13 protein-coding genes are annotated in these 13,170 nt (G+C 73.2%); 8 read left to right on the top strand and 5 right to left on the bottom strand.

Features of this window, described 5'->3' with window-relative positions; translation table 11 throughout:
- Positions 1 to 44: 44 nt before the first annotated feature.
- Positions 45 to 1,673, bottom strand: coding sequence for a flavin-containing monooxygenase (locus ON36_RS10515; RefSeq protein ID WP_043650799.1), 1,629 nt, complete (start codon positions 1,671 to 1,673; stop codon positions 45 to 47).
- A gap of 192 nt (positions 1,674 to 1,865) precedes the next feature.
- Between ON36_RS10515 and ON36_RS10510 the strand changes: the two genes are divergently transcribed.
- The 6 genes from ON36_RS10510 (at position 1,866) to ON36_RS10485 (ending at position 7,536) form a co-directional block, all read left to right on the top strand.
- On the top strand, positions 1,866 to 3,395 hold the full coding sequence (locus tag ON36_RS10510) for an FAD-binding protein (protein WP_043650801.1): 1,530 nt from the start codon (positions 1,866 to 1,868) through the stop codon (positions 3,393 to 3,395).
- A gap of 118 nt (positions 3,396 to 3,513) precedes the next feature.
- Positions 3,514 to 3,885 (top strand): nuclear transport factor 2 family protein, encoded by a 372-nt coding sequence (locus tag ON36_RS10505; protein ID WP_043650798.1) that lies wholly within the window; start codon positions 3,514 to 3,516, stop codon positions 3,883 to 3,885.
- A gap of 36 nt (positions 3,886 to 3,921) precedes the next feature.
- On the top strand, positions 3,922 to 5,583 hold the full coding sequence (locus tag ON36_RS10500; RefSeq protein ID WP_043650797.1) for an FAD-binding protein: 1,662 nt from the start codon (positions 3,922 to 3,924) through the stop codon (positions 5,581 to 5,583).
- Positions 5,584 to 5,598: 15 nt separating this feature from the next.
- Positions 5,599 to 5,856 (top strand): hypothetical protein, encoded by a 258-nt coding sequence (locus tag ON36_RS10495; RefSeq protein WP_043650796.1) that lies wholly within the window; start codon positions 5,599 to 5,601, stop codon positions 5,854 to 5,856.
- A 28-nt stretch (positions 5,857 to 5,884) separates the two neighbouring features.
- Positions 5,885 to 6,676, top strand: coding sequence for an SDR family NAD(P)-dependent oxidoreductase (locus tag ON36_RS10490; RefSeq protein WP_043650795.1), 792 nt, complete (start codon positions 5,885 to 5,887; stop codon positions 6,674 to 6,676).
- Complete coding sequence (locus ON36_RS10485) at positions 6,673 to 7,536, top strand: alpha/beta fold hydrolase (RefSeq protein ID WP_043650794.1); 864 nt, start codon at positions 6,673 to 6,675, stop codon at positions 7,534 to 7,536. Before ON36_RS10490 ends, ON36_RS10485 begins: the two co-directional genes overlap by 4 nt.
- Before the next feature lie 71 nt (positions 7,537 to 7,607).
- On the opposite strand, the gene ON36_RS10480 is transcribed toward ON36_RS10485, so the two are convergent.
- Both ON36_RS10480 and ON36_RS10475 read right to left on the bottom strand, forming a co-directional pair.
- Positions 7,608 to 8,435: a mycofactocin-coupled SDR family oxidoreductase gene (locus ON36_RS10480; protein ID WP_043650793.1), complete on the bottom strand. Its 828-nt coding sequence runs from the start codon at positions 8,433 to 8,435 to the stop codon at positions 7,608 to 7,610.
- A 1-nt stretch (position 8,436) separates the two neighbouring features.
- A complete protein-coding gene (locus ON36_RS10475) occupies positions 8,437 to 9,243 on the bottom strand; it encodes a mycofactocin-coupled SDR family oxidoreductase (protein ID WP_043650792.1) in 807 nt (268 codons plus the stop codon).
- A 230-nt stretch (positions 9,244 to 9,473) separates the two neighbouring features.
- Here ON36_RS10475 and ON36_RS10470 point away from each other — a divergent pair, with 230 nt between their 5' ends.
- Both ON36_RS10470 and ON36_RS10465 read left to right on the top strand, forming a co-directional pair.
- Positions 9,474 to 10,526 (top strand): ferredoxin--NADP reductase, encoded by a 1,053-nt coding sequence (locus tag ON36_RS10470; RefSeq protein WP_083885049.1) that lies wholly within the window; start codon positions 9,474 to 9,476, stop codon positions 10,524 to 10,526.
- 2 nt (positions 10,527 to 10,528) lie between these two features.
- The gene (locus ON36_RS10465) at positions 10,529 to 12,022 is read left to right on the top strand and encodes an MDR family MFS transporter (RefSeq protein WP_043650791.1); all 1,494 of its coding nucleotides are present in this window, start codon (positions 10,529 to 10,531) and stop codon (positions 12,020 to 12,022) included.
- 31 nt (positions 12,023 to 12,053) lie between these two features.
- On the opposite strand, the gene chsH3 is transcribed toward ON36_RS10465, so the two are convergent.
- Positions 12,054 to 12,914 carry an enoyl-CoA hydratase ChsH3 gene (gene chsH3, locus ON36_RS10460; RefSeq protein ID WP_043650790.1) on the bottom strand — a complete coding sequence of 287 codons (861 nt, stop codon included), beginning with the start codon at positions 12,912 to 12,914 and terminating at the stop codon, positions 12,054 to 12,056.
- A gap of 37 nt (positions 12,915 to 12,951) precedes the next feature.
- The coding region (locus ON36_RS35805) for a hypothetical protein (protein WP_218001186.1) at positions 12,952 to 13,170 on the bottom strand (219 nt) is incomplete at its 5' end.

Genomic DNA, 13,170 nt, shown 5'->3' with positions numbered 1-13,170 from the left:
GGGGGCCGTCCGGTGCGTACCGGACGGCCCCCGCTCCCGTCGCCTCAGAGTTCGAGGATGTCGAAACCCTTGTAGCCCGCGGCCGCGACCTCGGTGATGATCCGGCCGTAGACCCCGAAACCGCCGACGAACGGCATGAACACCCGCGGCCTGCCCGCGATGTTGGCCCCCAGGTACCACGAATTCGCCTGCGTCATCAGGGTTCCCTCGGCGCGTTCGGCGCACTCGCGCACCCAGTCCTCGACCGCGTCGGCGCGCGCCTCCAGGGCCGTGGCGCCCCGTTCGTCGAGGTGGCCGATCGCCTCGGCGACCCAGTCGACGTGCAGTTCCGAGTGCAGCACCATGTTCGCCAGCACCGACGGGCTGCCCGGCCCGGTGAGATTGAACAGGTTGGGGAAACCCGCGACGCCGAGCCCCAGATAGGTCTTCGGTCCCTCGCGCCACGCGTCGTTGAGGGTCTCGCCGCCGCGGCCGACGATGTTCATCTTCGACACCGAGCCGGTCATGGCGTCGAAACCCGTGGCGAGCACCAGGGTGTCGAGGGGGTAGTGGGCCGCGCCCGTCCACACGCCCGCGGCGTCGATCCGCTCGATCGGGGTGGCGCGCAGGTCGACCAGCTCGACGTTGTCGCGGTTGTAGGTCTGGTAGTAGTTCGTGTCGGTGCAGATCCGCTTGGTGCCGATCGGGTGGTCGCGCGGCACCAGCAGCTCCGCCACCGCCGGGTCGTCGATGACCGCGCGCACCTTCTCCTCCCAGAACAGGCGCGCGGCGTCGTTGGCGGCGAGGTCGGTGAGCTGGTCGGGGAAGGTCTTGCTGAACAGCACGCCGCCCAGCGCCCACCGCTCCTCGAAGGCCTCGCGACGCCGCGCCTCGTCCACGGCCAGCGTCGGGAAGGGGTTGGCCTGGTGCGGCGAGCCGCCGCCGCTGGCCATCGACAGCCTGCGCCGTTCGGGGTAGCCGGCCTTCTGCGCGGCCCGGTCGGCGTCCGACAGCGGCCGGTTGCCCGCGGGCACACTGTAATTGGCGGTCCGCTGGAAGACGTGCAGCTGCGCGGCCTGCTCGGCCAGCACCGGGATCGCCTGGATGCCGGAGGACCCCGTGCCGATGACGCCGACGCGCTGCCCGGTCAGGTCGACGCCCTCGTGCGGCCAGCGCGAGGTGTGCAGCAGGGTGCCCGCGAAGGTGTCGAGGCCGGGGATGTCGGGGGTGTTGGCGTTGGACAGCGGTCCGGTGGCGAGGACGACGAACCGCGTGGTCACGGCCTCGCCGGTGTCGGTGGTGACGCGCCAGGTCAGGGCGTCCTCGTCGAGCACGACGTCGGTGACGCGGGTGCCGAAGACGATGTCGCGGCGCAGGTCGAAACGGTCGGCGACGTGGTTCAGGTAGGCCAGGATCTCCGGCTGGGCGGCGTACTTCTCGCTCCAGTCCCACTCCTGCTGCAGGTCCTCGTCGAAGGAGTAGGAGTAGTCGACGCTCTCCACGTCGCAGCGGGCGCCGGGATAGCGGTTCCAGTACCAGACGCCGCCCACGCCGTCGCCCGCTTCGAACACCCGCACTCGCAGCCCGCGGCTGCGGAAGCGGTGCAGGGCGTACAGGCCGGCGATGCCTGCGCCGACGACGACCACGTCGAGGAGGTCCTGGCCCGCCGGTGACGAGGGGTTCTCGGGGTTCACGGTGACTGCCTTTCGCTGGAGACCGGTTCTGCCGCGACGGTAGGGAGCGCGGGCGCGCGCGAGCAGGCCCTCGTCCCGCTGACCGGCACATTTCCGCGCCTCCCGGTGATCGGGACGACGCGATCCGCCGGCGGTCCGGGCGGGCCTACCGTCGGGCGCAGTGCGAACTGACACAGGAGGTCAGCTGTGGTGATGTGGAACGACGAGGTCGACGTGCTGGTCGCGGGATCGGGTGGCGGCCTGGCCGGCGCCTACACCGCCGCCCGCGAGGGGCTCAGCGTCGCGGTCGTTGAGGCGACCGACAAGTTCGGCGGCACGACCGCCTATTCCGGGGGCGGCGGGGTGTGGTTCCCGTGCAATCCGGTGCTGCGGCGCGCGGGCACCGACGACACCCTCGACGACGCGCTCACCTACTACCGCGCCGTCGTCGGCGACCGCACCCCCGACGAGCTGCAGCGCGCCTACGTCACCCGGGGCAGCGACCTCATCGAGTACCTGGAGGCCGACGACCACTTCGACTTCCAGATGCTGCCGTGGCCGGACTACTTCGGCACGGCGCCCAAGGCGCGCCTGGACGGGCAGCGCCACATCATGCCGACCCCGCTGCCCGCGAGCGAACTCGGCGACCTGCGCGAGGCGCTGCGCGGCCCGCTCGACACCGACCGGCTCGGCGCGCCGCTGCCGGATCTCCTCATCGGCGGCCAGGCGCTCATCGGCCGCTTCCTGCGGGCACTGTCGACCTACCCGCACGCGCGGCTGTACCGGAACTCCCCGCTGGTCGAACTGGTCGTGGAGGACGGCGCGGTGGCCGGGGCGATCGTGGAACGCGACGGTGCGCGGGTGGCGATCCGGGCGCGGCGCGGGGTCGTCCTCGCGGCGGGCGGTTTCGAGCAGAACGACGAGATGCGCGCGCGGTACGGGGTACCGGGCGCGGCGCGGGACACCATGGGGCCGTGGGGAAACCAGGGCCACGCGCACCGGGCGGGGATCGCCGTCGGCGCCGACACCGACCTCATGGACCAGGCGTGGTGGTCGCCGGGCCTGACCCATCCCGACGGGCGTTCGGCGTTCGCGCTGTGGTTCACCGGCGGCATCTTCGTCGACCAGGACGGTGAGCGGTTCGTCAACGAGTCGGCACCCTACGACCGGATCGGGCGCGCGGCGATCGAGCGCATCGAGTCCGGGGAACTGACGCTGCCGTTCTGGATGATCTACGACGACAAGGAGGGGCGGGTCCCGCCGATCAAGGCCACCAACGTGTCCATGGTGGAGCCGGAGAAGTACGAGGCGGCGGGGCTGTGGCAGACCGCCGACACCCTCGCCGAGCTGGCCGAGCGGATCGGCGTGCCCGCGGCGCGGCTCGAGGCCACGGTCGCGCGGTTCAACGAGCACGTCGCCGCCGGGGCCGATCCCGACTTCGGCCGCGGCGACGAAGCCTACGACCGGGCCTTCTCGGGCGGCGAGCCGCCCCTGGTCACCATCGAGCAGGGCCCGTTCCACGCGGCCGCGTTCGGCATCTCCGACCTGGGCACCAAGGGCGGCCTGCGCACCGACAGCGCCGCGCGGGTGCTCGACCGCGACGGCGCCCCGATTCCCGGCCTGTACGCCGCGGGCAACACCATGGCCGCGGTCAGCGGCACCGTCTACCCCGGCGGGGGCAACCCGATCGGCGCGTCCATGCTGTTCAGCCACCTCGCGGTGCGCGACATGCTCGGCGAATAGGCCGCGGGGCCCGCGGCACACCGGCGCCTTCCCGCTGGGCGGGAAGGCGCGGCCCCGCGGGCCGGCCGCTGTGGTTCGGTTCACACATCCCACCCCCACACCCCCAGGAGCAGCCCCCATGGCCTCACCCGACGACATCCGCGCCACCGTGCGCCGCTACGTCGAACTGGTCGGCACCGGCACCGCCGCCGACATCGCCGCCCTCTACACCGAGGACGCGACCGTCGAGGACCCGGTCGGTTCCGCACCGCACACCGGCCGCGCCGCCATCGAGAAGTTCTACGGCGCGCTCGACGGCACCACCCGCCACACCGAACTGCTCACCGTCCGCGTCGCAGGCGACAACGCGGCCTTCGGCCTGCGCGTGGTGACCCGGGCCGGGGACAAGACCATCACGATCGAGCCGATCGATGTCATGACCTTCGACGCCGACGCCCGCATCACCGGGATGCGCGCGTTCTGGTCCGCGTCCGACATCGCCTTCGGCTGACGCCACCGCCGAGTTCTCCGGAAGGAAGAGACGCACGTGCCTGCCACGGAACAACATTGGGATCACGAAGTCGGTTTTCTGGTCGTCGGCAGCGGCGCGGGCGGCCTCACCGGGGCACTCGCCGCCGCCGACCGCGGCCTGGACACCCTGGTCATCGAGAAGGGCGCCCACTACGGCGGCAGCACCGCGCTGTCCGGCGGCGGCATCTGGGTGCCCAACAACCCGACCCTGCTGCGGGAGGGACTCGGCGACTCCCGCGCCGACGTCCGCGCCTACCTCGACGCCGTCGTCGGCGACCGGGTGCCCTCGGCCAACCTCGACCGGTTCATCGACGAGGGCCCGCGCATGCTCGAGTTCCTCGAGACCAGCCCGCACCTGCGCTTCCAATGGTGCACGGGCTACTCCGACTACCACCCGGAGGCGCCGGGCGGCCGCCCGAACGGCCGCTCGATCGAGCCGCTGCCGGTCGATCTGCGGCAGCTCGGCGCCGACGAGGACCTGCTGCGTCCCGCCGCCCTGGCGACCCCGCCGGGCCTGTTCATCACCTCCAAGGACTTCGTCCAGCTCAACATGGTGACCCGCACCTGGAAGGCGCGCTGGACCGCGCTGCTGACCGGCCTGCGCGCGGTGAAGGCGATCCTGCTGCGCCGCCACATGGACACCCTGGGCCGCGCGCTCATCGCCCGGCTGCGGCTCGCCCTGCGCGACGCGGACGTGCCGCTGTGGCTGAACACCCCGATGCGCTCGCTGGTCACCGACGACGCGGGCGCGGTGCTCGGCGTGGTCGCCGAACGCGACGGCCGCGAGTACCGCATCCGGGCGCGGCACGGCGTGCTGCTGGCCACCGGCGGCTTCGAGCACAACCAGGCCATGCGCAAGCGGTATCTGCCCGAGGGCGGCCGCGACAACTTCAGCGCCGCGTCCACCGACAACACCGGCGACGGCATCGTCGCGGGCGAAGCGGCCGGCGCCGCGGTCGATCTCATGGACGACGCGTGGTGGATGCCCTCGTTCCAGCGCCCCGACGGCATCAACCAGGTGCTGGTGTCGGAACGGTCGATCCCGCGCTCGATCATCGTCGACGGCACCGGCCGCCGGTTCACCAACGAGTCCTCGCCGTACGTGACCTTCGTGCACGCCCAGCTCGCGGGCGGCCACGACCCGGCCTGGCTGATCTTCGACGCCAGGGCCAAGAGCCGCTACCCGATCGGCGGCATCGTGCCCGGCCAGAAGTTCCCGAAGGACTGGCTCGAGACCGGCCTGGTGCGGACCGCCGACACGGTCACCGAACTGGCCGCCGCGATCGGTGTCCCCACCGACGCGCTCGCGGCGACGGTCGTGCGCTACAACGACTTCGCGCGCGAGGGCAAGGACCACGACTTCGACCGCGGTGCCAGCGCCTACGACAACTACTACGGCGATCCGACCCTGCCCCGGCCCGCGCTCGACGTCCTCGACAAGGGCCCCTACTACGCGCTGCGCGTGCGGATCGGCGACCTGGGTACCAAGGGCGGGCTGGTCTACAACGAGAACGCCCAGGTGCTGCGCGCCGACGGTTCGGTCGTCGACGGCCTCTACGCCGCGGGCAACACCTCGGCCGCGGTGATGGGCAACGACTACGCGGGCGCGGGCGCGACCATCGGCCCCGCGATGGTGTTCGGCTACGTGGGCGCGCGCCACGCCGCGGGCCTGCGCTGAGGAACGGCGGCGATCATGCACCCTCTGCAGTGCGGTACCTGCGGTAACCGCGTCCTTGTCGAGAAGTACAGCCCGAGTCACACCAGCGTGCAGTGGCTCGACGACGCCCAGTCCGCGTGCCCGGAATTCGCCCGGCGCGCGGCGCTGGGCGAGCCGAGCAACTGGATCCCGACCTGTCCCGCGCTGCGCGACACCATCGAGAACGCCGTCCGCGCGGGCGACGTGACCACCGACGCGCTGCGGCACGAGCCGGTCCCCGGCCGGCTCGGCTGAGCGCGCCATCCGACGAGAAGGAGAACCCATGAACAGACTCGACGGCCACCGGACGCTGGTCACCGGCGCCGCCTCCGGCATCGGGCAGGCCACCGCGCTGCGCCTGCTCGAGGAGGGCGCGGTCGTGGTCGGCGCCGACGTATCGGCGGACGGCCTGGCGGCCACGGCGGCCGAGGCCGAGCGGCGCGGGGTCGCCGACCGGCTGACCACCGCCACCCTCGACATCGGCGACGAGGCGTCGGTGGCCACCGGCGTCGCCGACGCGGTCGCGACGCTGGGCGGCCTGGACTCGGTGGTCAACGCGGCGGGCATCCTGCGCGCCTCGCACACCGAGCAGACCAGCCTCGAGCTGTGGGACCTGATCCTGCGGGTCAATCTCACCGGCACGTTCCTTGTGGTGCGCGAGGCGCTGCCCGCGCTGCTGGCCAATCCGCGCTCCACGGTGGTCAACTTCAGTTCCACCTCGGCCGCGTTCGCCCACCCGTACATGGCGGCCTACGCGGCCAGCAAGGGCGGCATCCAGTCCTTCACCCACGCGCTCGCCCTCGAGTTCGGCGGCAAGGGGCTGCGGGCGGTGAGCGTGGCGCCGGGCAGCATCAAGTCCGGGATCACCGACGCCACACCGGGTTACGTGCCCGCCGACGCGGACTGGGCGCTGTTCGCCAAGCTGTCCCCCGTGCTGCCGACCGACCTGGAGTCCGGCGGCGCGGGCATGGGCGACCCGACCGCGGTGGCGGGGGTGATCGCCATGCTCGTCTCCGAGGACGGCGCGTTCATCACCGGCACCGAGATCCGCATCGACGGCGGGACGCACGCGTGAACGAGTTCGGATTCGAGTCGACCCGGCGCGAGATCCGCACCGACGCGGGCGTGCTGCGGTATCACGAGGCGGGTGACGGCCCGCCGCTGCTCCTGCTGCACGGATCGGGTCCCGGCGTCACGGGCTGGCGCAACTTCCGCGGCAACCTCGCGGTGTTCGCCGAGCGCTTCCGGTGCCTGATCCTCGAATTCCCCGGTTTCGGCGAGAGCGACGACTTCGGCGGGCACCCGATGATCACCGCGCTGGACGCGGTGGTCCGCTTCGTCGACGCCCTCGGCCTTGACCGCGTGGACATCGTCGGCAACTCCATGGGCGGCGGCGTGGCGCTCAACTACGCCATCGCGCACCCGGATCGGGTCGGCCGGCTGGTGACCATCGGCGGCATCGGCAAGAACATCTTCAGCCCCGGCCCCGGCGAGGGCATCAAGCTGCTGCAGGAGTTCACCGACGACCCCACCCGGGAGCGGCTGATCCAGTGGCTGTACTCGATGGTGTACGACCCGGCGCTGGTCACCGAGGAGCTGATCGAGGAGCGCTGGACCCAGGCGACCGACCCGGCGACGCTGGACAGCGCGCGCCGGATGTACAGCAAGGCCGCCTTCGCCGCCATGGTGCGGGCGATGGAGTCCTCCGACGCGCCGCCGCCGTGGGCGATGCTGCACAAGGTGCAGGCGCCGACCCTGCTCACCTGGGGGCGCGACGACCGCGTCAGCCCGCTGGACATGGCCCTGATCCCCATGCGCACCATCCCGAACGCGGAACTGCACGTGTTCCCGAACTGCGGGCACTGGGCGATGATCGAGCAGAAGGACGCCTTCGAGTCGGCGGTGCTGGCCTTCCTCACCCGCAAGGCGGGCTGAATCCGTCCGGCACGACGAACAACGGCTCCACCCGATCCGGGTGGAGCCGTTCTTCGTCGTCGGGGACCGGGTCAGCGCTGGGTGCTGCCCGCGTCCACCGGCAGCGTGACCGCGGTGATGTAGCGCGCCTCGTCGGAGGCGAGGAACAACGCGGCGTTGGCGATGTCGACCGGCTCCACCCACGGGATGGGCAGCATGTTCATCAGCCGGGCCGCCTCGGCGAACTCCGCACGGGTCGGGTTTTCCCGGTCCGGCCGGAACATGCCGCGCACCACGTCGTTCTGGATCATCGGGGTGTCGACGTTGGTCGGGTGGATCGAGTTCACCCGCACGTTGTGCGGCGCGAGTTCCTTGGCCAGCGACCGCATCAGGCCGACGACACCGTGTTTGGCGGCGACGTAGTGGGCGACCCCGACCAGCCCGCGCAGACCCGCGATGGAGCTGGTGAGGATCATCGACCCGCCGTCGCGGGCGATCAGGTGCGGGGTGGCGGCCTTGCAGGTCTGCCACACGCCGGTCAGGTTGACGTCGATCATGGTGCGCCAGTGCGCCTCGGTGAGATCCAGGGCAGCGCCGCTGGAGCTGATCCCGGCGGTGGCGCAGACGATGTCGAGCCCGCCGAGGTCCGCGGCGGCCGCGTCGACGGTCTCGCGCAGCGCCGCGCCGTCCCGGACGTCCACGGTGGCGGCCACGACGCGGGCGCCGGTCTCCTCCACGGCACGCACCGTCTCGGCCAGGTCCTGCGGCGTCGCAGGCGGGGTCACCACCGTGTCGACCGGGCCGCACAGGTCGACGGCGACGATGTCGGCGCCCTCCTGTGCCAGGCGGACGGCCTGCGCGCGGCCGATACCGCGCGCGGCGCCCGTCACGAGGGCTACTTTTCCCGAAACACGTCCCATGTCACACCTTCTGGATCAGTCCGGCGTCCACCACGAGCTGGGTTCCCGTCACGTAACGGGACTCGGGGGAGGCGAGGAAGAGCACCGCGTTCGCCACGTCGACCGGGTCGACCCACGGCACCGGGAGCAGGGTGCGGGCGGCCAGTGCCTCGGCCGCGTCCTGGCGGGTGGGGTGCGCGAGGTCGGGCCGGATCTTGGCGTACACCGCGTCGTTGAGGATCATCGGCGTGGCGACCGAACCGGGATGCACGGTGTTGACCCGGATGCCGCGCTGGCCCAGCTCGTTGGCCAGGGTGCGGGCCAGGCCGACCACGGCGTGCTTGCTCGCGGAGTAGTGGGCGGCGTTCGCCGCGCCGACCAGCCCGTTGGTCGAGCTGACGAGGACGACCGAACCGCCCTCGGCCAGCAGCGGCACGGCCGCGCACACGGTGTGCCACACGCCGGTCAGGTTGATGTCGACCGTGCGTTGCCAGGCCTCGTCGGTCAGTTCCCACGACGGCGCCAGGTCGGCGTAGACGCCGGCGTTGGCCACGATCACGTCCAGACCGCCGCCCAGTTCGCTCGTCCCGGCCGCGACGGCGGCGGTGAGCGCGTCGCGGTCCCGCACGTCGGCGGTGCCGGTCACGCACCGGCGGCCCGCGGCGGTCACCGCCGCGGCGGTCTCGGCGAGCTCGGTGGCGGCGGTGTCGGTGTCGGCGTCGAGCGCGAGGATGTCGGCGCCCTCCTCGGCCAGGCGCAGGCAATGGGCGCGGCCCATGCCCCGGGCCGCGCCGGTGACCAGCGCGACGGTGTTCTGCATGCGGTTCATCGGGCGCCCCCGGAATATCGAGTGTCCACGCCGCGACGCTAGGTCCGCGCGGGGCCGGGACCGGGTGATCCTCCCGATCAGCGGGCGGGCGCCGGCGTTGTCCCGCCCATCGGGAACAGGCGCTCGCCAAGGCGCGCGCCTGCGGCGACGGTGGAGCACACGTCCCGGACCGGCGCCGTGCCCGCACGCGCCGGGAGTTCCGGGCCCGGTACCCGTTCGGAGGAGGACCAGTGACGAGAGCGATCGCCGAGGCGCCGCGGACCGCGCGGGCCGTGACCCTGCGCGTCGTCGCCGTGGTGGAGGAGACGGCCGAGGCGCGGTCGCTGGTGTTCGAGGTGCCCGAGGCGGCGGCGGAGCGCTTCGCCTACCGGCCCGGCCAGTTCCTCACCCTGCGCGTGCCCGGATCGGAAGGCGCGGTGGCGCGCTGCTACTCCCTGGCCAGTTCGCCCTTCACCGGGGAACCGCCGAAGGTCACGGTGAAGCGCACCGCGGGCGGCTACGCGTCGAACTGGCTGTGCGACAACATCGTTGCGGGCGACACGCTGGAGGTGCTGCCGCCCTCGGGGGCGTTCACGCCCGCGTCGCTCGACACCGATCTGCTGCTCTTCGCCGCGGGCAGCGGCATCACCCCGGTGATGTCGATCCTGCGGTCCGCGCTGGCGCGCGGCGGCGGGCGGGTGGTGTTGTGCTACGCCAACCGCGACGAGTCCTCGGTGATCTTCGCCGCCGAGCTGCGCGAGCTCGCCGCCCGGTACCCCGAGCGGCTGACCGTGCTGCACTGGCTCGAATCCGTGCAGGGCCTGCCCGGCGCCGCGGCGCTGGCCGCGCTGGCCGCGCCGTTCCCGGGATGCGAGGCGTTCGTCTGCGGGCCGGGCCCGTTCATGGACGCGGTGCGCGCCGCGCTGGGCGGAGCGGGCTGGCCGCGGGAGCGGATCACCAGCGAGGTCTTCACCTCGCTCTCCGGTGACCCGTTCGCCGAGACCGAGGCGATCACCGCGACCGAGGGCGAGGACGCCGCGACGGTGGAGGTCGAGCTGGACGGGGCCGTGCACAGCCTGAGCTGGCCGCGCTCGCGGACCCTGGTCGACGTGATGCTGGCGGGCGGCCTCGACGTGCCCTACTCCTGCCGCGAGGGCGAATGCGGTTCCTGCGCGGCCACGGTCGTGGACGGCGAGGTGAGCATGCCCGGCCCGACGGTGCTGGAACCGGAGGACATCGCGGCGGGCTACACCCTGGCCTGCCAGGCCCGCCCGTGCTCGGGCACCGTGCGGATCCGCTTCTGAGCGTGGCCACCGATACGCTGCCCCCGGACCTCGGCGCGGGCGCCGGTCGCGACCGGGGGCCCGTCCTGACCGCGCTCATGCTGGCCACCGGCCTGGTGGCGCTGGATTCGACGATCCTGGCCACGGCGGTCCTGTCGATCACCACGGCGCTCGGCGACTTCGCGCTGTTCCCGTGGCTGTTCACCAGCTACCTGCTCGCCCAGGCGGTCACCGTGCCGCTGTACGGGGCGCTGGCCGACAGCGTCGGGCGCAAGCCGGTGATCCTCGGCGGCATCGCCCTGTTCGCGCTCGGTTCGCTGCTGTGCGGGCTCGCGCCGAACATGGTCTCGCTCATCGTGTTCCGCGCCGTCCAGGGCGCGGGCGCGGGCGCGATCCAGCCGACGACGATGGTGATCGCCGGCGACCTGTACACCCTCACCGAACGCGCCCGCGTGCAGGGCTACCTGGCCGCGGTGTGGGCGGCGGCGTCGGTGACCGGCCCCCTGCTGGGCGGCGTCTTCGCCGACTACCTCGGCTGGCGCTGGATCTTCCTGGTCAATCTGCCGCTGGCGGGCGCGGCCGCGTGGCTGCTGGCGCGCCGCTTCGCCGAGACCGCGCCGCACGGCCACCGGCGCGTCGACTACGCCGGGGCCGCCCTGCTGACCGTCGGCGCGGGCGCGCTGGTGCTCGGGCTCCTGGAGGGCGGCCGGAGCTGGGGGTGGTCCTCCCCCACCGGGATCGGCGTGTTCGCCTGCGCCGCGATCCTGCTGGCGCTGTTCGTTGCCGCGCAGACGCGCGCCGAGCACCCGGTCCTGCCGCTGTGGCTGTTCACCCGCCGGGTCGTCGTGGCGAGCAGCGCCGCCTCGATGCTCGGCGGGGCGCTGTTGTTCGGCTTCACCACCTATGTGCCGATGTTCAACCAGGGCGTGCTCGGCACGGGCGCGCTGGTGGCCGGGGTGGTCACCGGGGCGCTGACCCTGGGCTGGCCGCTGTCGGCGGCCAACGCTGGGCGCGTCTACCTGCGTTTCGGCTTCCGCGCCTGCGCGGTGCTGGGCAGCGGTGTGGCGGCGGCGGGCACCGCCTCGACGCTGCTGATCGGCGAGCAGTCCCCGCTGTGGCAGGTGGCCGCCTCGTGTTTCGTGGTCGGCGCGGGCATGGGCCTGGTCGCGACCCCCACGCTCATCGCCGCCCAGACCGCGGCCCGCCGGTCCGAACGCGGGGTGGTGACCTCGGCCAACATGTTCGCCCGCTCCCTCGGCAGCGCCGTGGGCGTCGCGGTGTTCGGCGCGCTGGTCACCGCCCGGCTCGGCGGCGAGGATCCGCCCGCGCCCCACACGCTCGCCTCGGCCGTGCACGGGGTGTTCGCGGCGATCGCCGCGTCGACGCTGGTGCTGGTGTGCGCGTGCGCGATGATGCCGCGCCGGATCGTCCCCCCATCGGAGGCGCCGGTCCCGCCCGGACTCGACGAGCCCGGAGCCAAGGCCGCCGGACCGGCACAGGACCACCCCGCCCGCTGACGCGCCCCGGGTCCGCCGGGGCGCGTCCGGGTCACCGCCAGGTCAGGCGGACGTCGGACAGGACCGCGGCGTCGTCCCGTTCCGGGGCGGAGGCGACGGCGGTGAGCCCGGTCTCGCCGCGCCAGGCCCGGATGCGCAGGGTCTCGCCCGGGTAGAGGACCCCGGCGAAGCGCGCGTGGAAGCCGGCGACCCGGGCCGGGTCGCCGGACAGGGCGGCGTCGGTGAGCGCCTTGGCGGCGATGCCGTAGGTGCACAGCCCGTGCAGGATAGGGTCCGGGAATCCGGCGGCCCGGGCGAAGGCCGGGTCGGAGTGCAGCGGGTTGCGGTCGCCGCAGAGCCGGTAGAGCAGCGCCTGCTGCGGCAGGGTCGGCACCGTCACGTCGAGATCGGGTGCGCGATCGGGGGTTCCGGCGACGGCCCGGGGACCGCGCTCGCCGCCGAACCCGCCCTCTCCCTTGGCGAAGATGGACGAGCGCGCGGTCCACAGCGGCTCGCCCGCCGGGTCGGCGACGGTGTGTTCCTGCACCAGCACGGCCGCCGAGCCCTTGTCCCACACCTCGGTGAGGCGGCCGGTGGCGACGCCGGTGCCCGTCGGCGGGATCGGGCGGTGCACCACGATCTCCTGGTGTCCGTGCACGACCCGCGCCAGGTCGATGTCGACGCCGGGGAAGCGCACCGTCGGCGGTTCGGTGTCGCGCAGGGTGGGCGCGACGGTGGCGAAGGTGGGCAGGACGACCGGGGTGCGGTCGTCGAGGTAGCGCAGTTCGCCCGGGTCGGTCCAGCGCGCGCCCACCCCGACGCCGAGGTGGTACAGGGCCACGTCGGTCGGTGTCCAGGCGAACTCGCGCGGTGGCAGCTCCGCGCCGAGCGCGCGGGTCGGGTCGATGGGCATGGGTCTCCTCCGAGGGGCCGGGACTGTGACCCGGTGATCATGGCCGCCCCGGCCGGGCGTGGCGGATTTCCCTTCCATCCAGCGGGAGGCGTGGCAGCGCGGGCGGCACCGGGCGCACCACCATGGGTTCGAGCGCGGCCGCCGAGGCCGCCGCGCGGGGAATCCGAGGAAGTGGAGAGGAGCCAGGATGCTGACGTCCGGTGAACGCACCGCGCTGGCGGCCGAACTGGACCGCGCCGAGCGCGATCGGCTGGCG

Origin of the sequence: Nocardia thailandica NBRC 100428 (genome assembly GCF_000308795.1) — a bacterium.
GTDB lineage: Bacteria > Actinomycetota > Actinomycetes > Mycobacteriales > Mycobacteriaceae > Nocardia > Nocardia thailandica.
Note: the sequence above shows the minus strand (reverse complement) of the source record. Positions and strands in the feature narration are given on the sequence as shown.